Below are 21,777 nucleotides of genomic sequence, written 5' to 3'. Positions count from 1 at the left end.
GCTGAGGACAGGCAAATCAAGCTTCTGATCGCAAAGGGTTGGCTGTTGTAGCTCGCGAGTCTAATCGGTGATCCCGGTCTGATCAAGGATAACGGAAATTTGGCAGAAGATGATGAGATTGGCAGCGATCGACGGGGTACGTCGCGGCGTCGCGGAATACAGTCGATCGAGATCGGGATGCGTATCCTCGAGGCGCTCGGCGCAGGAGTAGGGGCCTCGTCCCTAGGCGCAATCGCTCAAGTGGTTGGTATGCCGGCTCCGCAGGTCCACCGGTATCTGCAGAGTCTAATAACGTCAGGCATGGCACGGCAGGATGCTGCGTCGGGACGCTACGAACTAGGCTCAGCCGCGCTGAGGCTTGGCCTTGTCGCGCTGGCGCGAACAAATGTCTTCAAAATCGTCGACCGCGTCATGGACGGCTTCGTCGAGCGCACGGGACAAACCGTGCAAATTTCGGCGTTTGGCCCATTGGGACCAACGATAGTGAGGCTGTTCAATGGTCGCCCGGCGCTGTTGACGACGTTGAATTTGGGCACCGTGTTGCCGCTTTCCACCTCTGCGACCGGACGCGTCTTCCTTGCCTTCATTCCTGAGTCGGAAACTGCCGATCTGATGAATGCGGAACGCGAGCATTTGTCGATGGATACTTCGTCCGTTGACGAGATCCGTGCTGCGGTTCGAACCGACGGCAAGGCTGTCGAGACAGGTACGGTCATCCCCGGCCTTCATGCCACCGCGTATCCGATCTTGGATTTGCAAGGGCGGGCGACGCTTGTGGCGACGGCGGTTGTGTCGGAAGCGGTCCAAGGATGCCGTCAGGAAACCATAGCCGAGCTAGGCACCTTGTGCGGTCACATCAGCGCCGAAAACGGGTGGCTAGGTGTTTAGTCCCGGCATCTGGTGGATCGGATTGACGATGAATCTGTCCGGCTCTGACGTCCAGATTTTGGCAATGTATTCGTAAGGCGACGGAGCGTCTTGAGCCGACGGGCGAAATTATAGGCTGCCATGAGGTCTGCGAGGTGCACCCTTAACTGCTCGAGTCTTTCACAATGGAAGCGTTTGACGGTCGTCTTCTCAATCGTGCGAGACATCTGCTCGACTTGTCCGTTAATACTGGGGTGGTTCGGCTTCGTGAGCCGGTGCTCGATGTCTTTCGCTTCGCAGATCATGTCGAAGCGCATCTGATGCGACCAGACGACGTTACGGTTGCGCGGCTGCTCGGCAAACTAGCTGCCATTGTCGGTCAGGATCGTGTCGATCTGGGACGGTATCGCTTTCAGCAAGTGTTCAAGGACCTCCACGCCGTTCGCCTGTTAGCCGTGTCACGAGCTGGGTGACTGCGAACTTACTCGTGCGGTCGATGCCGACGAACAGATGAAGTTTGCCGTCGGCAGTCTGAACCTCGACGATATCCATGTGGAAGAAGCCGATCGGGTTGCGCTTGAAGCGCTGTCGCCTCGGCTTGCCCCTTCGATGTCCAGTGGACGGGATATGCCATGCCGCTGCAGGCAGCGGTGCAACGCTGACCGTGTCAGATACGAAATCGACGGCTGCAACGCATAGAGGCAGAGCATAGAGGCAGGCGCGTCACGGCGATACCGCGCTAGGCGCCGAGGAAGGCGGACACCGCGAGCCGGATCACCTCGCCCGGCGCAAGCATCCGGCGAGGGTAGCGTAGCGCGCAGCGTTGCAACGCGAAGTCGATCCGGTTCTCTGGCCGGCGTCATCGATCGATGTAGGTCAGGTCGTCATCGGCCAGGATGTGATGCCGCAACAGCCAAGCCTCGTCGGTCGGCAGGTCGAGCAGCGATGACCGCAGCCGAGCGCTGAGGATATATGGCGTTTCGGCATACGGCAGCGTTCCTGTTTAACCGCAGTCTGTTTAGGACAACTCTGAACCCCACGCAGATTAAGGCCTTTCGAGCCCTAAATTCAGAAAGGTTCAATTGGGACAGCGCGCCGCCATCTACGCCAGGGTTTCGACAGCCGACCAGTCGTGCGAGCGGCAGCTTCGCGACCTCACTGGTTTTGCGGAGCGTGGCGGATATAATGTGGTCGGTCTTCCGCGAAACCGCGTCGGGCATGAAGGCCAACCGCTCGGCGCGGGTCGAGGTGATTAAGCTGGCGCAGGCGCGGCACATGAACGCGATCCTCGTCACCGAACTCAGTCGGTGGGGGCGCTCGACGCAGGACCGGCTCGATACTCCCGTCCGGCTGTCGGCTAGCGGGTGTCGGTGGTCGCGATGAGCGGCATGACCTTCGAGGTTGATACGCCGCACGGGCGGATGATGGCGACGATGCTCGCCGGCATCGCGCAATTCGAGCGTGATATGCTAAGTGAGCGCGTCCGCTCCGCCTTAGCTGCTGCGCGCGCGCGGGGCCGCAAGCTCGGACGGGAAACCGGCGTTCGCCCGAAGTCGGATCGGCTTTCTCCCAAGGTGCTGGCCCTCGTCGCCGAGGGACGCAGCTATCGCTGGATCGCACGCGACCTCGGCCTCAGCAAGAACACCGTCGCCGCGATCGTCGGACGGGCCAAGGCGGACACCGTCCGCGTCATTGAAATGGCGCCATAAGAGTAGCCGCATATGACCGGGGCCCTGGGAGGCGTCCGCTCCGAAATCTAGCGGCGGGCGCCCCGCCCCCACAGCACGAAGGACGAGAGCACCAGCAAGACGAGGTTGAACGGTGTGACGTTCGCTTCCCCCCGACTGACGTGGAAGACGATAGCGGCCAGCTGGAGCAAGGTACAGCCGAGCGCCGCCGCCACGACCAGCCGCGGTCGAACCCCTGTCAGCATCGGCAGCAGGATGCCGACCCCGCCAGCGAGGTCGATCAGGCCCATCGTCCGCAGAAAAGGCTCGGGCACCTGCCCCGGCCAGATCCACAGCGCGGCGAGCCGATCGACAGGGAGGAACAGCTTCATTGCCCCAATGCCGGCGAAGGCGATGAAAACCAGCGTCTGGGAGGCCCACAGGCCGATGTTGAGCACCGGCCGACCGGATGCGGGGCGGGGCGAAACGTAAGGAGGCGACATCGAACTTGGCCTTTTCAAAATGGACTACGATCAGGTGCGTGTGCGCTGCTGCCGCCACGTGTCGAGCGACCAGGCACCCGCGCCTGCGGCGGCGATGTGCAGGAAAACGAAGCAGAACAGGATGGCCGGCTCGCCCATGTTGAGCGCGGGCCACGGCCCCTGCGGCGCATGCGCCATCCAGTACGCGGCGGCCATCTCGCCGGAGGCAACGAACGCCGCAACCCGGGTATACAGCCCTGCGGTCATGAGCAGGCCGGTCACCACCTCGATCGCACCGGCGATCAGCATGATCGTCGGCAGCGGGTGGGGAACGCCCGGGATTTCCGCAGGAAACTCGAAGAACTTCATCGTCGCATGTTCTAGGAACAGCAGCGCGGTTACGATCCGCAGCACGGCCAGCGTGCGCGGTGCCCAGGGTGTCATCATCGTCGAAACTCCTTGTCAGGGATCAGGGCTTGGCGGCTTTTAACTCGTGGTTCTCGCGCCACAGCGACATCATCGCCGTGAACGGGCCATCGACATAGTTGCGGTAGACAGGAAGCGCGGCCGGATCCTGACCGGCGCGCTCGCCGACCCAGGCGACGATCTCGTCGGATTCGTTGAGAAATCGGCCGGGCGCGATCTTGGCGGCAGGAAAGCTGATCTTGGCGACATGTGGCTCCAGCACCGTGCAGATCGCCTGCTCTTCCGGACTACCGCCAGCGAAATCACGTATGTCGATGCCGTCCCGCTGCCCCGTTTCGAGCAGCGCGATACGCACTTTCTGGCAGAAGGGGCAATTCTGCTTCAGGTAGAGGATGGGGGTGAAATCGGTGTCGGTCATGCGAATGCCTCCTCGATATGTTGGATGGTGGGCGCCTCGCCAAAGCGGAAGCTCGATGCGGTGATGCCGCCGGCGAAATCCTTCTGATGATAGGTCAGCGCGGCAGGCGATGACCCGGCGGCACCAGCGGCGACCAGCAGCGGGACCAGATGATCCTCGTGGGGATGCGCGGCGCGTGCCGCGGGCGCGCGCGCCCAGTCGATCAGCCTCGCCTCGCGATCCGATGGCGACGCAGCGATCAACGTCTCCTGGAGCCAGGCGTCGAAGCGGCGCGACGGCTCGTGGCCAGCCGTGCCGCGCAGCTGCGCCAGATTGTGATAGCTGAGGCCGCTGCCGACGATCAGAACGCCCTCGTCCCGCAATGGCGCGAGGGCGCGGCCAGCCGCCAGATGCGCGGTCGGGTCCAGATCGGCGCGCAGTGACATCTGCACCAGTGGCATCGTCTCCTCGGGATAGAGGACCTCCATGAGGCTGAACGTGCCGTGATCGAAGCCGCGCGTCGCGTCGGTTCCGGCCTCGAGCCCTGCCGAGCGGAGCAGGTTGGCGGCCGTCTCCGCGAGCACCGGCAAGCCGGGCGCTGCATAGCGGATGCGATAGGTCTCGGGGGGGAAGCCGCTATAGTCATAAACCATGCCGGGCCGATGGCCTGACGAAAGCGTGAAGCGGAACTCCTCCCAATGGCCGGAAACCATCAAAACCGCTCGGGGTGCGTCGGCGAGCTCGCGGCGCATACCCTTCAGCGATGCCTCCAGCACGTCGAAGCCACGGCGGAACGGGCCATCCAGCCACGGCCACGGTCCGCCACCATGGCTGAGAAAGTACGTCGGCAGGGATGTGGCGATCATCGGGGATGTCCTCGGTTTGCGCGCTCGGCTCAATCTTCGAGAGATAAATAGATATCCTACCTACAAGGAACAATCGCACCTTTGTTGTCGCTTGCTTTCCTGATAGTTGATGGTTGATGGATACGCTGACCAGCCTGCGCACCTTTTGCCTCGTCGCGGAACTGCGCAGTTTCTCCGGCGCCGCCGGTCGATCCGGTATATCCGCCGCGATGGTCAGCAAGCATGTCGCGCATCTCGAACGCCGCGTGGGCACGCGGTTGCTCAATCGCACGAGCCGTCGCGTCAGCCTCACCGAAACCGGCGCGCTCTATCTAGCGCGGGTCCGCCCGATGATCGAAGCGTTGGACGAGGTCGAGGCGGAGATCGGCAACGTCGCGGTCTTGCCGCGCGGCACGCTGCGCATCGCCGCGCCGGTATGGATGGCGAGCGGCGTCATGGCACGTGCCTTCGCCGCCTATCAGGCGCGCTTCCCGGAGGTCTGCCTGGACCTGCACCTCGGCGGTCGCATGGTGAACATGGTCGAAGACGGCTTTGACCTTGCGCTACGCGCTACGCGGGCCGACCAGCTCGATTCCGGGCTGTTCGCCCGCCCGCTTGCCGATATCAGGTTCCATCTGTTCGCAGCACCATCGTATCTCGAACAGGCGGGAACACCGGACAGCCGCACCGCGCTCTTGGACCACGCGCTGCTCCTGTACAGCGGGGTCGGCAATGCGGAGCGGTTGTTCGCGCCCGAAGCGGGAACAGCACCCCGCCGCGGCACGATCAACATCCGGATGCGCAGCGAAAACGAGACGATGCTTCTTCTCGCAGCGCTGGAAGGCACCGGAATTGCGTTGCTGCCCGATCATCTTGCCGCCGACGACGTCGCCGCGGGCAAATTAATCCGCCTCCTCTCCGACCAGCTCGATTTCACCACGGTTCTTCACGCGGTCTACCCCAGCCGCCGCCACCTGTCCGCCAAGGTCCGGACATTCATCGACTTTCTCGGCGCGTGGTTTGCGGCGGGATCCGGTGTTTAGAGCCCGACTTGTAACTCAAGTTTTGCGATGCGGCCGGTCATTTGCCTGATGGAAGCGACTACGAGGCATGCCTCGCAGGAAGCGATGGATGCCTCCCAGTCCTCGGCAAGCCGTCGGCATCGATTGGGCCATCCAATCGTGCGCTCGATCATTCTACTCACCGGCGAATACCTCTGGCCCTAGGATGCTGGCGCTTAGAGTGTGATTTCGTCCTGAGGCGGAACTGGCCACCAGTAGCGTCTGCCGGAAAGACCGTATGTCCGTGTCGTTGACCGGGTATGTTCGCCCTACAGTCGTGATCCGAGAGTTGCCCGGATGGGCCGAGCCTATTCTCACTGGCGGAGGACGAACCGTGGGAGATCCCAAAGAAATTTTCACCAGAATCGATGTGCCAAAGGAGCGCAGCGCGATAGCGGTACCTGATGGCCGGCGTGGCGGTGAGGTACGCTTCATCGACGAAGTCGACTCGTCGGCTGATGCGATGAAGCCCATCTTACAACGGATCGCTGCGAAAGATGAAATAAGACGTGGTGCATTGCTGCGACGAAGCCGGGCGGACAGCATACGGATTGCATCGCTTGATATTCCAGCCGGACCATTGTTGCCATGCAGGCGACCGGGTGAAGACCGACCAGCGTGATGCTGCGGGCGCTCATGGAGGAGAATACCCGGCTCAAACGGTTGCTGGCGGGCGCGATGCTCGACAACGCGGGCCTTAAGGATCTGTTGTTCAAAAAATCGCGACGCCCGCCGCGAAGCGGGAAGCGGCCGCGCATCTTCAGACAGCGCCGAGGATGAGCGAGCGGCTGGCGTGTATTGTCCTCGGTGCGGATCGCAAGAGCATGCGGTATCTCTCGTATCGGGAAGATGATGGCGACCTGCGGTCGCATTTGCGCGAATTGGCGCAGCAACGTTGTCGGTTCGGCTATCGACGGCTGCACATCCCTGCTGTGCCGGGTCGACCTCACGATCACCCGCAAGAACGTTCAGCGGCTCCACCGCGAAGAAGCGCGCCGCTGGCGCCCCGGCGCCGTCCACGGTGCTGGCGCTACCCAACCAGTGCTGGAGCCTGGATTCGTCCATGATCAGATGGCCACGGCGCGGCGGTTCCGTATCCTCAACATTGCTGATGATGTAACGGGGGAGTGCTTACAGGCGAGGCTCAACACGTAGATGTCGGGCAAGCGGGTCGCGCGCGAACTCTCAGACCTAATTACCTAGCGCGGTGCCCCCAGGACGATCGTCAGCGAAAACGGGACCGAACTGACCTCGAACGCAGTGCTCGCGTGGTCTGGCGATGCCGGCGTCGAGTGGCGCTACATCGCGCCGGCGAAGCCAACGCAGAACGGGTTCGTCGGCAGCTTCACCGGTCGCATGTGCGACGAGACGCTGTTCTCCACGGCCTGCCAAGCGCGCTTTATCCCCGGGGCCCTGGGTCAATGACTAAAACACCGAGCGGCGGCACTCTTCGCTCGGCTACGCCTCGCCGGCAGTCTTTGATGCTGATCTCAAAAAGCAACGGGCGGGCTAAAAGCCACCCGTTGCTTCACCCGCGCTCCTGCGCGGCAACAATGGCCGGTCTCTGGTTGCCACTGGATGAAAGACTGGGTCGCGTCAGATCCAATCGTCCGCCTTTTCCTGAACGGAGGCGGTGACGACCGAACCTGGCCTGCTTTCACGATGATGGTTCCTCGAAAGCCCGATATCGCTGATAGTTCGAGCGTTCCGGCGCCGGTCTTGATGATCCGGCCATGACCGGTGATCGTATTCCCGATCAGGGCGTCGACCGGCACGTCCAGCCTCAGCGTCGCGTCGTTGCGGACCGGGCCGTGGCCAAGTCCGGAGGTGCCAGCCGCAAGCGTGCCTTCGCGGATACTGATACCGCCGGTAAAGCTGTTGTTACCGGTCAGGACAAGCGTCCCGCCACCCGATTTGGTCAGGCGCCCTGGGCCGCGAATGTCGTTGCTGAAAACGTCACTCCCGGCGGGAATCGTGATAGCGACGTCATCTGGGAACGCGCCATATCCCCCTGCGGCCGCGAACAGGTCAAGCCGGGCATAGCCCGAACCGTCATCCAGCGGCTGGCCCGACGGGATTTCCGTGGTCGCGAGCACGTCTCGCCGCTGCCACGCATCAAGCCAAGGGAACCGCGTGGCTAGCAGGATTTCGGCACCCCGGGGCACGATCGCAGGCCGGTCGGTCGCGGCAACCGGCGTCATGCCGTACGTCAGACGGCTGCGGTAGGCAGCGCGATCCCGTGTTCGACCAAGATAAGGTACGGCCCCTCCCAGGTCGCATGCGACGTCGGTCGCGGCATTGCCACGTGCGACCCCCGCCCGCAGGATGGCGGCGGCGGCCGCAAACTCGCGGGGCCGCGCCACGCCGAAAGCGGTCGACCGCGCGTTCAGCAGGCGCACGACAGAACTGGTGGCCAGGATGCGTCCGCCGATGACGTCGAGGGGGTAATGCACCCCCAGCACGATCCGGCTATCTGCATAGTCTGAAGCCCGCGCCAGCAGTCGCTGCGCGCAACCGGGAAAGATCATCGCAAGCAGCAGCGACTGCGCATAGCCATCGGTAGTGTGGCCGCTGGGATAGGCAGGCGATCCGACCGAATAGTCGACGCCGAGACGCGGATCGCGGCGGATCAGCGGCGTGACCTGCCAAGGGCGGGGATTGCCGGTCAGCAACGAGCTTCCAGCATAGGCACGGCCATAGGCGTTGGCGACAGCATAATAGCGTTTGGCAACCTCGCTTTCACCACCGGCCCCCTTGTTGCCAAAACGACCGATCGCATTGAGAACGTCACCAGCCTCGCTCGACCGATCCCGGCGTTCGGCATCCATGATAGCGGCTGTCCGCGGGCCGAGGCCGGCATAGCCAACCTGCTCGAACGCTTCCGCCACGGCGCGCGCCATCCGCGCGGCGTCCGCTTCACGCTGGATGCGGATCGCGATGGCAAGGTTCTGTCGGAAGGCCTCCGCCGGCAACGTATCGATTCCGCCCAGATAGGGGGGGGGCGCCGGCGACCCGGCGAAGACGGTCGCCGCCAGGCAAGCGGCGGCGACCAGTGAGCATTTTATGGGAAGTCTCAAAACTTGAACTGCGCGCCGAGCGACAGCGTGCGCCCATAGGCGTAGGCTTCGCCCGGCACCTTCCCCCCCGCGGCGGTTCGGCCATATTGGCTGAGCGAAGAGCGCAGCAGATTGACAGCCGACAAGGTAACGCTGGTCGTTGGCGTCACCGCCACGCTGAAGCTGCCATCGAGCGATCCGAAGGAGTCGAAATAGGTATCTACTTGCCCGACGCCGCCGTTGGCCTGAAGATAAGCCTCGCGCCAGACATAGCCGAGGCGGCCCGATACCAGACCCTTCTCATAGAAGCCGACTAGCGAATAGCTGCTGGGCGACACGCCGAGCAGATGGTTGTTCACCGTGCGCGTCTCGGTGCTGCCGGCGGCCACTGCAAAGTTCGATTTCTGAAAGACCCGTGTGTAGCTGGCTTCGATCCCTAGGCCGGACAGTGCACCAGGCAGGAAATCCAGCGTCTGCTGGTAACCGAATTCCAGACCGTACAGCCGCGCGGCACCGCCGTTGACCTGCGTCGTGATGTTGTAGAAGTCGAAGCCGAAATTGTTCGGGACGCTGACCTGCGACACCTGCTGCGTCAGGTAATTGTCGAACTCCTTATCGAAAGCTGCGATTGATACCTTGCCCAGTCGGCTGAAATACCATTCCAGCGAGGCGTCGAGATTGTTCGATAGGAATGGTTTGAGTGTCGGATTGCCGCCCCGGCCCGTGCCATTCTGCAAAGTGACCGTCAGGCCGGGTGCGAGCAATTCCGGCTGCGGACGCGACATCTGCCGGGCATAGCCCAGTCGTAACGTCAGTTCATCAGTCAGGTCGGCCTTGACGTTCAGCGCCGGCAGCAGCTCGGTGTAGCGCTGGGTCACATCGATCGGAATGGCCGCGGCACCACCGCCGGGATTGGCATAACCTCGTGCACGCTGATCGGTGTACACGACGCGGACACCAACATTGCCGCTGATCCTGACGCCACCCACCGGCGCTGCGAACGCCGCCATCGCATATCCTGCGGCGCTGCGTTCACTCAGCTCCGAACTGGTGGCCAGGTCGGTCGGCGTCTGCGGCGTATTCAGCGTGGCTGGGTCGAAATAGCGGTCGAACAGGGCCGGAAGGTTCGGTTGCAGCCAGTTGCGGGGGAATTCGCCGTCGACGTCGCGGAACACGTGTCGCAAACCAAGCGGCAGTAGACTGTTGGGTCCGGCCGCCGACGGGGTCGTGCCGATGAACGCCGTCGAGTTGCGATCCAGCCGGAAATAGGTCCGATTGCGATCTTCCAATGCCCCGCCGGCCGACACGCTGGACAAGAAGCCGTCGAAGCTGTGGGCAACGTCGAGTTTGGCGACGTCAAGTCGCGTCCTGGACCGGATGACACGCGCCAGCATCGTACCCGACCCGCGATAGGCCAGCGTCGGATCGAGCAGATTCAGACCAGTGGCGAGAGTCGGGATACTGCCCGGGCCGTTGGTGAAGTCGAAGCTGGCCGGCGCGAAAGCGCTGTACTGGACCCGCTCGACCGGGTCCTTCGTGCGGCTGTTCGCCAGCGAATGATTGAAATCGCCGGTGATCGTCCATCGGCCGGGGCTCCACCGCTGGTTGATTCCGCCGCTGAAGATATCATAGCGTTGGGTCGATGTCTCGTTGACCGTCTGGATCTCCATCCGGTTCGATGATCCCGCCACGAGCACGCCGTCGCGGATCACCGCCGACGCCGGGTCGATCACGCTGTTTGCGATGTCGAACTGTAAGCCAGGCTGGTTGTATCGGTTGGTTTGGGTCGAATACAGAAAGTCGACATTGGTTTCGAACTCGTCGCTCGGCCTATACTGCATCGCCAGCGTGCCCGTCGCCCGGCGCGTGTAATATTGCTCGATCGTCGGTCGCTGCGCCTGCGGCATATAGACACCCGCGAACTGCGCGGTGCGGTTGGCAGCGATCGCGGAGTTTGCACCCAGAGTGTATGGGCTGGTGAAATTGCGATCCTCGCGATCGTGCTGATCGGTATAGGCACCCGACGCAACGATGCCGAAGGTCTTGTCCGCGTTCGTCCAACTCGTCAGCCCCGATGCGGTGACGCCAACCAGGCGCGACAGGTCGTTGCGGCTACCACGCACGTTGAGGGTACCGAACGTGCCGATATCAAGCGGACGATAGGTGCGCAAGTCGATGCTGGCAGCAATCCCTCCCTCGCTCATCGCGGCGCTCGGCGTCTTGTAGACATCAACGGCCGAGACGATGTCTGGCGGCAGCAGGTCGAAGCGAAAGCTGCGGCCGTTCTGCCCGCTGCTCTCGACATTCTCATTGGTCGCGATGTCGCGGCCGTTGAGCTGCACGTTCTGGAAATAGGCCGGCAGGCCGCGGACGTTGATGAAGACCGCCTGCCCACGTGCGCCGGCCGATACACGGTCGACCGTGACACCGGGGATCCGCAGCAGCGCCTCGCCGATATTACGTGACGGAAACTTGCCGACATCCTCTGCGGTGATCGAGTCGACGATTTCGGACGCGTTGCGCTTGCGCGCGATGGCCGTCGCAAGACTCCTAGAATAGCTGCCCGTGACGACGATGTCCGCCTCCTCGCCAAGAACCGGATCGGCCGCCACGGTCGGGACCGGCACGATCGCTGCGGTCGTGGCCGGCCGCTTGCGTTCGGGCTGCAGCGCGACGACGATCAACGATCCGTCGGGCTGACGACGATAAGTCACCCCCTTGCCGCGAAGCATTTGGTCGAGGGCATTCTCCGCCGTGCCCGCCCCGCTGGCAGCGTGGGACACCCGGCCCGCGACGACGTTGCCCTTGAACAGGATATTGCGACCGGAGCGCAGCGCCAGCTTGCGCAGCGACCCGGCCATCGGTCCGGCTGGGATATCGATCGATGCCGGTGCCTGCTGCGCATTGCACGGTGTCGCCATCGCAGGCACCGTCAGCGTGGATACGGCGAGAAGTTGTAGGGCGTTGGTGCGGAATGTCATAAGTGTCCCCCGGACGCCATCACGGCGCCTCCTACCGGGATGAGACGCAGCAGGTTGTCAATTTCCGGCCGGACCCGCAATTATTTTCTGAATATCGGATCGATGTTGAAAGCATGGAAAGGAAAGACAAGCAGACGATTGGTTGTTTCATAAATATGTAATGATAATGTGTCATTCCATGCACCGGAGGGCCTCGTATGAATACTTGCCGCCCATCACGAGGCTTGTAGATCCGTGCCGAAATCCTTGCCGCCGGCACTACGCGCGGACCCTGATCGGGATCCGTTGAACGCGGCCGGGGAAGCGATGCTTGCTCAGCACGGCTTTCTGAAGGCATATATCGCAAAACGCATTCGCTCACCACAGGATGTCGAAGACTATGTCCAGGACGTATATGTCCGGGTCATGCAGGCAACGCCGCCTCCGGATGAAATTCGCAACTGGCGCGGAATTCTCGGCCGCGTTGCGTCTAGTGTTATCGTGGACCGGCATCGGCGCGATACGGCGCGGCGGCGCGAGGGCCATGTCGAACTGGCGGAGGATACGCTATTGATCGCCGACCCCTTGGCCGATCCAGAGGCAACCGCGATCCGTCGTGCGAGACTTACGCGCGTCGAGGATACGCTGGCTCAGGTCGATGCGTGTTGCAGGCAGGCATTCGTGATGGCGCGCGTCGAAGGCCTCAGTCACAAGGATGTCGCGGCGCGGCTGGCTATGCCGGTCGTCGCGGTCGGTCGCTGTATCGAAAAGATCGTGGCGCGTCTGGCGCGCAGGGAAGCGGACGATGACCGCGCGGACTGATGCCGAATTGCTCGAAGACGCAGCGGCGTGGTTCGTGCGGCTGCGCGAGAAGCGCGACGGCGAGACACGGGCGGCGCTCCGCCGATGGATGGCGCTGGATCTGCGCCATGCCGCTGCGATCGATCTTGTCGAGCGCGGTTGGCATCATGCCGCTGCACTGGCGCCGACCGCGAGCTTCCCCATGCCGGCGTCCCGTTGGAGCGAGAGCACTCGACGTTCAGTTTCTCACGGACGACGTGTTTCGCCCCGGCAGTTCGGCTGGGCGACCGGCCTCGCCGCCGCCATCGCGCTGATGATCGGCGCGGAGCAGCAGGGCGTGGGGCTCGGCTTGCCGCACCGCTACATTACCGCCGGCAGTGCCCGCGACATCATGCTGGCGGACGGCAGCCACCTGCGTCTGCAGCCCAACAGCACGGCGCGGGTGCGCATGAGTCTCTTTTCACGGGACGTGACGCTGGGAACCGGGATCGCTGCGTTCGCGGTGGCGCACGAAACCCGCCGGCCGTTCTCAGTGCATGCCGGCCCGATCGCGGTTGAGGCCACCGGCACCTACTTCGCGGTGGGCACCGGTTCGACGGGTACGCGAGTCGCCCTGTGGAAGGGCGGCGTTCGGCTGCGCGATAGCGCATCCGGCGCTGTGCTGACCCATCTGAAACCGGGCGACCGCGCCGACATCGGCAGCGCGGGACGGCTGACGGTAACCCGCGCGCGCCAGGCGTCGCTAGCCCAGCCCCGCGTGTTTGTTTTCGATGAGACACCCCTAGCCGAAGCCGTTAAGCGGATCGCGGCGCGTACCGGAGTGCAGGTCCGTTTCGGCAGTCCGGACCTGGCGCGCCTAACGGTCAACAGCGTCTATCACGGTAACGATCTGACCGTCTTTCTGGATAACCTGCGCGCGATCGAACCCATCTGCTGGCGCCGGAGTGGACCTATTATCGAGATAGAAAGCAAGACGGCCGGATGCCGGCGCCGTCCGATGTCATAGCCTCCTTTCCAGGGGATAGTGTGAGAACCTTTCACAGAAGGTCTCGTTGGAAGAACTCCACAGACTGGCAAATATGCTAGCCATGCCGTAGAACTTTTAGGCTTCGCATCAAGTAAAGTCGCAACGAAGAGAGTCTACCGCTTGGCTGTCGCATAACTCAGACACGGAATGAGTGCTTCCGGTAGAGTTACTCGACATTCAACCGGGCCACCGAGCACTGCTGATAAGCTGGGCTCTGTTCTAGGGGTAATAATCCTGCACATTTATAGTATACTGTCGGCGGTGCGCCGATGTCAGCACGAATCTCCATGAGTAATTATCAGAGATCTTTGGCTTTTGCATTTGCATCGCCGGAAGGGCTGCTCACCCCAAGACTATTGCCGGACGTTATAAGCTGTAGTTAGATAGCGGAGCAGGGGTATCTCAACTTCGGCCTCTGGCCTGACCTATGTCCGCAGCTATCGGACGGAAATGTCGTCGAAAGCACGAATTTAAAGGTGATGTACGTTCGATTCTGGCGACTGTCCGCCCGCTAGTCGCGATCGACGGGGCGTCCGATCCCAGCCGCGACGATCGCATCGCGGACGCGCCGAAAGAAACTGGCCGGCAAATAACCATAGCTCACCGCCGGCTCACGCCCTGCGATAGGCCGAATGTCATAGCCTGGCCATGCGAACCGGTTCCACTCCGTGATGATCATCCACGACCGATCGCCGGAAAGCTCAAGATCACGTCGCACGGCATCTGGCACTTCGATCGCCAGCTGATCGCGGAGAGGGGCCTTCGTGGTCAGCGGCACAACGTGCACCTGGTCGATCCCGTCCTTCAGCCGGGTCGCCAGCACGACGCCAACGGGTCGGTCCTTTATACCTTCATTGCGACCTTTAACGTACTCGTATTCCCACAGGTAGCTGTAGTTGAGGACTTCACCCGGTTGCGGCAGCGTTGAGCCTTTTTTCGGCGTCTTGGGCGCCGCGGCCGGGTTCGACGCCGCGGATGGCTTCGAGGGTTTCGTCATCAAGATCCTCCACGCGACCTGCAATGCGTTCACGACGGCGCAGGCGTTCATATTCATCGACGGGGACCATGACGAAGCGCACGCGGCCGTTCCGGCTGACCCCGACCGGGCGGATCATCGCCTCATCGGAATAGCGGCCGAACTGCTTTTGCAATTCGCCCGAGGGTACGATTTCCATGCTCGACGCCATGAGCGGGTGTTCCTGTGCTGGATGCGTTGCAGGTTGTGCCTGCGCGGCGGGATTTCGATCGTAGTTCAGACTCAGCCTGGACGCGGGGTCACGATCGAGATGCGGGCGTTGCCTGACATCGGCAATTTACGGCGAATCGGCATATCCGTCAAGAACGGTATGATCCGTTTCATAGATGCTAGCGGCAAGATCTGGATCATCCGCCAGAACGGGATTATCAGCCGATTCATTTTAGCGATAACGCTGATTCCCGCTAATTATATGCTGGCGCGAATTTCAGTGATCGGTTAGCCCGTTTCCCGGAGTCCGGGCGGTCTCACTCACCGGCCGGTTTGATGAACACGCGGCGCAGGAGGTCGGCTTGGCCGATGATGACATCGATGATGCGGCTCGCGTGGACCGCGCGGACCTGGACGCGATCGTGGCTGACGCGCTGGTCGTCGTTGATCGGGTCCAGTCGCTCGAACCCTATCTCCCGCAGCTTGCGCCCCACGATCGCGAGCGCGTCGACGACTATGTCCGCCGGGCGTCGGCCGACGCGACCCTGCGCGCCTACAAGTCGGACTGGCGGCTGTTCTGCGCGTGGTGCCAGGAGAGCGGCTACCGCCCGCTTCCCGCCACGCCGGCGACGGTCGCCGCGTTCCTGACGCTGCTCGCCGAGAGCGGGTTCAGTCCGCAGGAACCTCGCCGGACCAAGCGCGGCACGGTGCTGCCACGCAAGGAACCGGTGCCGCTCGGCCGCGCGACGATCGGCCGGCGGCTTGCTGCCATCGTATTCGCGCACCGGGCCGCCGACGTGGAGCCGCCGACCTCGCAGCCAGACGCGGCTCGTCTTGAGCGCGCGATGCGCGGCATCCGCAAGGACAAGCGCGGCGAGCTGCCTGGCAAGAAGCGGCCCGCAGACGGCGACGTGCTGCGCGACATGGTACGCGCGGTCGCCGGCGAGGACTTGCGCAGCTACCGCGACCGGGCGCTACTCGCCATTGGGATGGCGGGAGCGTTCCGCCGTTCGGAGCTCGTGGCAATCACCGTGGCGCGTGTGAGCGAGGACAGTCGCGGCCTGCTGGTACGCATCGCGGCTTCGAAGACTGACCAGGAGGGCAAGGGTCATACGGTCGCAATTCCAGATGGGCGCCGGCTGGAACCTGTGCGGCACTATCGCGCGTGGCTGGAGACTGCCGGTATCACCACCGGCCCGGTGTTTCGCAAGCTCACGCCGCAAGGACGGCTGACCGACAAACCTATGAGCCCCCAGGGAGTGGCCCTGGTCGTGAAGGCGGCCGCGGTCGCGGCAGGCTACGCGCCCGAGCTGTTCTCAGGCCACTCGCTCCGTGCTGGTTTCCTCACTGAGGCCGGTCGCCAAAAATGCCAATTTGTTCAAGATGAAGGAGCATAGCCGGCATTCATCGTTGGAAATGGTGGCGGAATATGTGCGGGATCATGAACGGTTTCGCGAGCATGCCGGCAAGGGGTTCCTGTAACTTTTCTGCAGAATTTACTACTCCCGGTGCCTTTCACTCTCGCCAGCCTCCGACGTTCATTCGAAAGTGTGCGATTGCCTGCAGCGCCGCTGAATAGTGAAAACTGGGACAAAACTGCCATTCGTTGCAGATCAGTCGAACGGCAGCTTCCGGCCCGACCTGCCAGTCGGCAGCGACGTAGCTGATCTTGTCCCTTCTGCGTACGTCGGCGGCAGGAGCGCTTATGCTGGTCGTAAAGCCGAACCTGACGAAGCCCACGGCCGACAAGGCGCGCGTCAGGCTGTAGGCGCGATCATTCGGGGGCCGATGATCTTTCCTGCGTATCGAGATCGGTGCAGTTCGTCGTCGAAACCGTGACCTCTACCGTCATGCCGAGAAAGGCGTTGGCGGCACCGACATAGCGGCCATCGACGGGGCTCAACTGCGCAATGCTCCGGCCAACCGCGACGGGGACCAGATGTGCCTCTCCCATGCGGCCATTGGTCGGATCGAACGCGACCCAGCCCGCACAGGGCAAATACACCTCCGCCCACGCATGCGTCGCCCCGTGCTGGGTGCCCGTCTCGGCGGGATTGCCCAGGATCGGCGGATCGAAGAGATAGCCGGACACCGCACGGGCTCCGAAACCGAGATGCCGGACCGCTTCAACGAACAGCGTGGCGAGATCGCGACACGAGCCCGAAGCGAGATCGAGCGTCTTCTGCGGGGACTGCGTCCCGACCTCTTCTCGCGTGACGTAGGTCATGCCGATGCGGGCAGCGGCGTTCACGTCTTGCAACAGCGACAGCGTGTCGGTGTCGGCGCCGAGTACCTTGGCACGCGCCCAAGCGGCGAGCCGGCCGTCGGGATCTGCATGCTCCGTCACCAGCAGCGCACCAAGATCGGTCCGCTCCTCGTGCGAATAATCGAACGGATAGCGGTGCGCATGTGGCGCGATCTTGAGGATGGGCCAGGCAGCGGCGGTCTGGTCGACAATCACATGATTGGTGATCGTCAGGCGTTCCGAAGGCTTCGGAAAGGAGGCCGTGGCGATAAGGTTGCCGAAGACATCCTGCGTCCACTCCAGCTCCGCCGCGGGTTCGCAACTGATGTTGGCCGAAATGAGGCGTAGTGCATGCGAGCTGCGCGGAGTGAGCATCGTCCGATGCGCGAGAAGCTCGACCGGTGTCCGATATGCGTAGGTGGTGACATGCAGGATATGCAGCCGCATTCCGTCGCCTCCTGACTTGCGACATTGGGGTCCGGAAGCCTTCTCAACTCCGAACGGCATGCCCCAGGTCGGGATTTTCGCTCAGGGCGCGGAAATCGACGCCGGGCGGCTCGTTCGACAGCAGACGTCCCTCGGCGAATGCCCTGGCAGATAGCTTGCGATCTTCGCGCACTCCGGCAGCCACGCCTTCCTTGGCCCAGGCGGCAGCGGCGACGTTCGCGACCAGTCTGACATTGTCGAGCGTGGTTGCGCAGGCGACCGCATAGTGATGCGCTTCCTGGGCGCGGCAGAGGATAGAGGATAGCTGCATGGGAACGGCCTTTCCGTGAAAGAAGAGATCAATCCTTCTTGGACTGTGCCGCAGGGGGCATGCCCTTCAGCGATGGATTGGAAGCGTTCTGCTTGGGCGGCTCCGACTTCTTCGGTTTTCGCGCTTCGCGGTTGCCACGTTGTTGTCCCTTGGCCATGTCGTCATTTCCTTGAATTAGAGCCCGGCTGGACCCCGTGCAGATGATCAGCGCTCCGAAAGCCGCTGGAGTAGAGGTGCTCCACCTGCGGGTAGTGGGATGCGAAACTGCGCATGTGCCGCCTTCTCTGTGTCGGCAGTCGACTTGCGGACGAGAACGATGCGCGGCCTAGGACGCGCAAAGCTCGAATGGAGGATAGATCGAATGATACGCTCCGCGTCCAGAGCGGGAGCATGAACAACTCTCAGTCGCAGCCAAGCTCGAAACGGACGGCGCGATGAAGAGCATATGGGGACGGCAGCCGCGTAGCGCCAGCCCCATCTCCCGAGTTCGCAGATAATTCATCTACATCCTTGCTATTCGCCCCGCCCAAGCCGACATTGTGCAGCACAGCAATTCGATTGGAGCGATCTGCATGTCAGGGCTTCCGCCGTGGCTAGGAGAAAGCCGCATGCGAAGCTTGAACGATACGCTCAGCCGTCTGTCCCAATTGCGGGATCATGCCTTACCCGGCTTACTAGGCAGGTTCGCTGAAGACCGCCTGTCGGATTTCGGCGCATTTGGGTCCAATCCCGGTGCACTTCGCGGCCGCTTTTACCTTCCCCACTCTCGGCATGCATCGAAAGCGCTGGTGGTCGTGCTGCACGGCTGCACCCAGAATGCGGCCGGATATGACCATGGCTCGGGCTGGTCGCGGCTGGCTGACGAACAGGGGTTCGCGCTGCTGTACCCGGAGCAGCAACGCGGCAACACCGCCAACCTCTGCTTCAACTGGTTCAACACGGGCGACACGAAGCGCGACGCGGGCGAGGCGCTGTCGATCCGCCAGATGGTCTCGGCGATGGTCGAGGAGCATGGAGTCGATCAGTCCCGCATCTTCGTGACCGGGCTGTCGGCCGGCGGTGCCATGGCGTCGGTGATGCTTGCCACCTATCCCGACGTGTTTGCCGGGGGCGCGATCATCGCCGGCCTACCCTATGGCACGGCCACCTCCATCCCCGAGGCGTTCGATCGCATGCGGGCGCACGGCGGCCCTCCGGCGGTCGCGCTGGGCAAGCTCGTCACTGCTGCGTCACCGCACAAGGGGCCTTGGCCGACGATCTCGGTGTGGCAGGGCGACAGCGACGCGACCGTCAGCCACGAGAATTCGGCACTCATCGTCGAGCAATGGCGTGCGATCCACGGGCTTGAGCACAGGCCGAGCGCTGTCGAGGAGGACGAAGGATATCTTCGCCGTGTGTGGCGCGATGCCAATGGGCGCGACGTGATCGAGGAATATCGCATCGCTGGCCTCGGCCATGGCACTCCACTCAGTACCTCCGGCGCGCAGGCCTGCGGAACGGCGGGGCCGTACATGCTCGAGGCCGGGATTTCTTCGACGCGGCGGATCGCGAGCTTCTGGGGACTGGCTGACGCGCGGGCCGAAGGCCGAGCTGAGCTTGCACGACCGCAGCCCTCGGCCGCGCCGCTGGGCGCCGGCATGACCGTTGCCACCGAGTCTCACCGCGCCCCCAGTTCGCAGGTCTCTGACCTTTCACCTGCCGATGCGCGCAAGTCTCTCGCGCACGGGGGACGGCTTCGTTGCGCTGGCGGTTACGCTGATCGCCTATGGCGTGGTCGAGATGTTGGGCGGGTTCGGCTTCCTGGCCGTCTTTGTCTCGGCGCTGGCACTGCGCAACGCCAGTCGCGACGATGATTATCACGACCGGCTGCATGGATTCGCCGAAGAAGCCGAGCGGTTGCTGATGATGGTGCTGCTCGTCCTGTTCGGCGGCATCATTGCCTTCGGCGGCCTACTCGCTGGCTTTGACTGGCTGATGCTGCTGTTCGTTGCCGGCGTCCTGCTGGTGGCGCGCCCGGCTGCCGGCCTGCTCAGCCTTGTTGGATCGAAGCTGCCTTGGCGCGAGCAGCTCGTGATATCCTTTTTCGGCATCCGCGGGATGGGTTCGATCTACTATCTCGCCTTTGCGCTCAATCATGGGTCTTTCGCCGACCCGCACCGGCTCTGGGCGATCATCGGCGGTGTCGTGCTCGCCTCGATCCTATTGCACGGCATCACCGTAACACCGGCATTGCGACTGCTCGACCGGTGGCAACGGCGTCGGGTTGAATCTCGCGCTTAACGCCCACTCTGCCCGGCGGACGAACAAATGACGGCCGGTAAAGCGAATGCGCTCCCGGAACGAATGTTGTTGCCGTCTGTTAGGACCTTGCTCGCGATCAGCCCTCGTCAGCGAAGGGTTAGATATACGCAAAATTACGGTTCTTGTCGTCGAAGACCAACCGCTGCTCCGTTTGCACGCGATCGACATGATCGAGGACGCCGGCTTCACCGCCGTGGAGGCCGAAGATGCCGATGCAGCCATCGCCATCTTGATGCTGAGCGCAGACATCCAGTTGGTTTTCACCGATATCGAGATGCCGGGATCGATGGACGGCATTCAGCTTGCCGCGCTGGTTCGCGATCGGTGGCCTCCCATGCATATCATCGTAACCTCAGGGCGAGGCCTGCTTGACGCAAGCACGTTGCCGGTCGGCTGCCCCTTCATCGCCAAGCCTCCGATATGGCCCGCCTTGATTGAAACAATGCGGAGTCTCACCGCGGCCTGAGAACGCGTTCGAAGCCGCGTTCCATCTTTTCCCGGACAGCGTCGCAGCAACCGTGTAGAGCGAAGGTCTCTCTCACGATCGGACGAACGATATTGGCCGCACGGACGCCCGATATGCATGACTGCCGCCCCGATCAACTGCGTCACGCGATCAGGGCGGCTGGGGTCGCGTTATGGTCGTGGAACGTCGATACAGACGCCTTCGCGATGGACGAATTGGGGTTCGAGCTCTGGGATCTGCCCGCCAGCGACCAAGTGACCTTCGGCGAGCTGTCCGCGCGGATTCACCCGGCGGACCGTGATCGTGTTCAGTCTGCCTTCAGTGCCACCCGCGCGATCCTTGGACCCTACGAGACCGACTTTCGGATCATCGTTGGCGACACGGTCCGCTGGGTGGCGGCGCGCGGCCAAGGCGAGGATGTCGGCATCGTCGGCCGGACGATGTACGGCATCTTCCTCGATGTAACGGGGCGCAAGCAGGCTGAAGAAGGCCACGAACTGCTGGCCGGCGAGATGAGCCATCGCGTCAAGAACCTGCTGGCGATCGCTTCGGGTCTGACGGCGATCTCATCGCGCTCGGCCGGCAGCGTCGAGGATCTGGCACGCGAATTGACCGACCGGCTTTCGGCACTCGGTCGCGCGCACGATCTGGTTCGGCCGCTCCCCAATGGCCGAGGCAATGCCGCACTGCTCGGAGACCTGTTTGCCGTCCTGTTGGCCCCATATGATGACCTTGGCGCGTTCAAAGGCCGAATTCGCGTGGCTGTTGAACGCATGGGCGTAGGCGAGAGAGCGGCGACCGGCCTGGCCCTGGTGATCCACGAGCTGGCCACCAACTCGATGAAATATGGCGCGCTTTCGGCCCCGGCCGGCACGCTCGACCTCTCCAGCATTGCTGACGGCGAGGACTTGGTGCTCACGTGGCTGGAACATGGTGGGCCCAAGGTTATCGATCCGGTGGGACACGCTGGTTTCGGGGGCAAGCTTGTCCAGCGCAGCGTGACCGGTCAGCTCGGCGGCACGATCGACTACGATTGGGCCGAAAGCGGTCTCGTCGTGACGCTCCGGATGGATCGTGGCAGGCTTGCCAGCTAACGGTCCGAGGTTGGTTGGTTTGCACCGCGAATGCCCGTTTTCCTGAGCGGGCTGACCGGCGGAAGCTCCACCTTGTTTTCTCGATTGCTGGCCCCCACATTAAGGTCGTTGGCATTCGCGTCTCCGCGATATTCAATCG

Annotated in this window: 21 protein-coding genes and 4 pseudogenes; 12 read left to right on the top strand and 13 right to left on the bottom strand. The window is 62.9% G+C overall.

Annotation, left to right across the window (positions count from 1 at the left end):
- The first annotated feature begins 99 nt into the window (after positions 1-99).
- Positions 100-888 carry an IclR family transcriptional regulator gene (locus LRP66_RS10100; protein WP_268992452.1) on the top strand — a complete coding sequence of 263 codons (789 nt, stop codon included), beginning with the start codon at positions 100-102 and terminating at the stop codon, positions 886-888.
- Here LRP66_RS10100 and LRP66_RS10095 read toward each other — a convergent pair.
- Positions 877-1,571 (bottom strand): annotated as a pseudogene (locus LRP66_RS10095) (DDE-type integrase/transposase/recombinase); the annotation flags it as partial. The gene LRP66_RS10100 and the pseudogene LRP66_RS10095 overlap by 12 nt on opposite strands.
- Before the next feature lie 38 nt (positions 1,572-1,609).
- Positions 1,610-1,854 (bottom strand): annotated as a pseudogene (locus tag LRP66_RS10090) (DUF4158 domain-containing protein); the annotation flags it as partial.
- Positions 1,855-1,949: 95 nt separating this feature from the next.
- On the opposite strand from LRP66_RS10090, the gene LRP66_RS10085 reads away from it, so the two are divergent.
- Both LRP66_RS10085 and LRP66_RS18315 read left to right on the top strand, forming a co-directional pair.
- Positions 1,950-2,123, top strand: coding sequence for a recombinase family protein (locus LRP66_RS10085; RefSeq protein WP_230482384.1), 174 nt, complete (start codon positions 1,950-1,952; stop codon positions 2,121-2,123).
- Positions 2,053-2,576, top strand: a pseudogene (locus LRP66_RS18315) (recombinase family protein). Before LRP66_RS10085 ends, LRP66_RS18315 begins: the two are co-directional and overlap by 71 nt.
- Before the next feature lie 47 nt (positions 2,577-2,623).
- Here the strand turns inward: LRP66_RS18315 and LRP66_RS10075 are convergent.
- The 4 genes from LRP66_RS10075 to LRP66_RS10060 are packed head-to-tail and all read right to left on the bottom strand — an operon-like array spanning position 2,624 to position 4,705.
- Complete coding sequence (locus LRP66_RS10075; RefSeq protein ID WP_268992449.1) at positions 2,624-3,037, bottom strand: DoxX family protein; 414 nt, start codon at positions 3,035-3,037, stop codon at positions 2,624-2,626.
- A gap of 30 nt (positions 3,038-3,067) precedes the next feature.
- On the bottom strand, positions 3,068-3,463 hold the full coding sequence (locus LRP66_RS10070) for a DoxX family protein (protein WP_230482381.1): 396 nt from the start codon (positions 3,461-3,463) through the stop codon (positions 3,068-3,070).
- Positions 3,464-3,485: 22 nt separating this feature from the next.
- Positions 3,486-3,860, bottom strand: coding sequence for a glutathione S-transferase N-terminal domain-containing protein (locus LRP66_RS10065; protein WP_230482380.1), 375 nt, complete (start codon positions 3,858-3,860; stop codon positions 3,486-3,488).
- Entirely contained in the window at positions 3,857-4,705 is an 849-nt protein-coding gene (locus tag LRP66_RS10060; RefSeq protein WP_230482378.1) for a DODA-type extradiol aromatic ring-opening family dioxygenase, read from the bottom strand. The genes LRP66_RS10065 and LRP66_RS10060 overlap by 4 nt, the downstream gene beginning before the upstream one ends.
- A 116-nt stretch (positions 4,706-4,821) precedes the next feature.
- Here LRP66_RS10060 and LRP66_RS10055 point away from each other — a divergent pair, with 116 nt between their 5' ends.
- Both LRP66_RS10055 and LRP66_RS10050 read left to right on the top strand, forming a co-directional pair.
- Entirely contained in the window at positions 4,822-5,727 is a 906-nt protein-coding gene (locus LRP66_RS10055; protein WP_230482376.1) for a LysR family transcriptional regulator, read from the top strand.
- A gap of 642 nt (positions 5,728-6,369) precedes the next feature.
- Positions 6,370-7,246 (top strand): annotated as a pseudogene (locus LRP66_RS10050) (integrase core domain-containing protein); the annotation flags it as partial.
- Here the strand turns inward: LRP66_RS10050 and LRP66_RS18310 are convergent.
- Positions 7,236-8,573, bottom strand: a complete 1,338-nt coding sequence (locus LRP66_RS18310) for an autotransporter-associated beta strand repeat-containing protein (protein ID WP_443026683.1) — start codon at positions 8,571-8,573, stop codon at positions 7,236-7,238. The pseudogene LRP66_RS10050 and the gene LRP66_RS18310 sit on opposite strands and share 11 nt — an antisense overlap.
- A gap of 245 nt (positions 8,574-8,818) precedes the next feature.
- Positions 8,819-11,782 (bottom strand): TonB-dependent receptor, encoded by a 2,964-nt coding sequence (locus LRP66_RS10030; protein WP_230482375.1) that lies wholly within the window; start codon positions 11,780-11,782, stop codon positions 8,819-8,821.
- 285 nt (positions 11,783-12,067) lie between these two features.
- On the opposite strand from LRP66_RS10030, the gene LRP66_RS10025 reads away from it, so the two are divergent.
- Together LRP66_RS10025 and LRP66_RS10020 are read left to right on the top strand one after the other, a co-directional pair.
- Positions 12,068-12,583, top strand: a complete 516-nt coding sequence (locus LRP66_RS10025) for an RNA polymerase sigma factor (protein ID WP_230482373.1) — start codon at positions 12,068-12,070, stop codon at positions 12,581-12,583.
- Entirely contained in the window at positions 12,567-13,568 is a 1,002-nt protein-coding gene (locus LRP66_RS10020) for a FecR family protein (protein ID WP_230482371.1), read from the top strand. The genes LRP66_RS10025 and LRP66_RS10020 overlap by 17 nt, the downstream gene beginning before the upstream one ends.
- A 532-nt stretch (positions 13,569-14,100) precedes the next feature.
- Here the strand turns inward: LRP66_RS10020 and LRP66_RS10015 are convergent.
- Positions 14,101-14,586, bottom strand: coding sequence for a hypothetical protein (locus LRP66_RS10015; RefSeq protein WP_230482369.1), 486 nt, complete (start codon positions 14,584-14,586; stop codon positions 14,101-14,103).
- Positions 14,495-14,764: a type II toxin-antitoxin system Phd/YefM family antitoxin gene (locus LRP66_RS10010; RefSeq protein ID WP_230482367.1), complete on the bottom strand. Its 270-nt coding sequence runs from the start codon at positions 14,762-14,764 to the stop codon at positions 14,495-14,497. Before LRP66_RS10010 ends, LRP66_RS10015 begins: the two co-directional genes overlap by 92 nt.
- A 373-nt stretch (positions 14,765-15,137) precedes the next feature.
- On the opposite strand from LRP66_RS10010, the gene LRP66_RS10005 reads away from it, so the two are divergent.
- Entirely contained in the window at positions 15,138-16,172 is a 1,035-nt protein-coding gene (locus tag LRP66_RS10005) for a tyrosine-type recombinase/integrase (protein ID WP_230482366.1), read from the top strand.
- A 377-nt stretch (positions 16,173-16,549) separates the two neighbouring features.
- Here LRP66_RS10005 and LRP66_RS10000 read toward each other — a convergent pair whose 3' ends face one another.
- Genes LRP66_RS10000 through LRP66_RS18265 form a run of 3 tightly spaced genes read right to left on the bottom strand, consistent with a single transcriptional unit; the run spans position 16,550 to position 17,934 of the window.
- Positions 16,550-17,467 (bottom strand): transglutaminase family protein, encoded by a 918-nt coding sequence (locus tag LRP66_RS10000; RefSeq protein WP_230482365.1) that lies wholly within the window; start codon positions 17,465-17,467, stop codon positions 16,550-16,552.
- A 43-nt stretch (positions 17,468-17,510) separates the two neighbouring features.
- Entirely contained in the window at positions 17,511-17,777 is a 267-nt protein-coding gene (locus LRP66_RS09995) for a hypothetical protein (protein ID WP_230482364.1), read from the bottom strand.
- 28 nt (positions 17,778-17,805) lie between these two features.
- Complete coding sequence (locus LRP66_RS18265; RefSeq protein ID WP_268992448.1) at positions 17,806-17,934, bottom strand: hypothetical protein; 129 nt, start codon at positions 17,932-17,934, stop codon at positions 17,806-17,808.
- Positions 17,935-18,385: 451 nt separating this feature from the next.
- Here LRP66_RS18265 and LRP66_RS09990 point away from each other — a divergent pair, with 451 nt between their 5' ends.
- The 4 genes from LRP66_RS09990 to LRP66_RS09975 all read left to right on the top strand — a co-directional run bounded on the left by LRP66_RS09990 (position 18,386) and on the right by LRP66_RS09975 (position 21,638).
- The gene (locus LRP66_RS09990; RefSeq protein ID WP_230482363.1) at positions 18,386-19,630 is read left to right on the top strand and encodes an extracellular catalytic domain type 1 short-chain-length polyhydroxyalkanoate depolymerase; all 1,245 of its coding nucleotides are present in this window, start codon (positions 18,386-18,388) and stop codon (positions 19,628-19,630) included.
- On the top strand, positions 19,557-20,057 hold the full coding sequence (locus tag LRP66_RS09985; RefSeq protein ID WP_230482362.1) for a cation:proton antiporter domain-containing protein: 501 nt from the start codon (positions 19,557-19,559) through the stop codon (positions 20,055-20,057). Before LRP66_RS09990 ends, LRP66_RS09985 begins: the two co-directional genes overlap by 74 nt.
- A gap of 76 nt (positions 20,058-20,133) precedes the next feature.
- Positions 20,134-20,544, top strand: a complete 411-nt coding sequence (locus tag LRP66_RS09980) for a response regulator (protein ID WP_329959265.1) — start codon at positions 20,134-20,136, stop codon at positions 20,542-20,544.
- Between the two features lie 113 nt (positions 20,545-20,657).
- Positions 20,658-21,638 carry a sensor histidine kinase gene (locus LRP66_RS09975; RefSeq protein WP_230482359.1) on the top strand — a complete coding sequence of 327 codons (981 nt, stop codon included), beginning with the start codon at positions 20,658-20,660 and terminating at the stop codon, positions 21,636-21,638.
- Positions 21,639-21,777: the final 139 nt, after the last annotated feature.

The organism is Sphingomonas sp. Leaf21 (assembly GCF_916858675.1).
Taxonomy (GTDB): domain Bacteria; phylum Pseudomonadota; class Alphaproteobacteria; order Sphingomonadales; family Sphingomonadaceae; genus Sphingomonas.
Note: the sequence above shows the minus strand (reverse complement) of the source record. Positions and strands in the feature narration are given on the sequence as shown.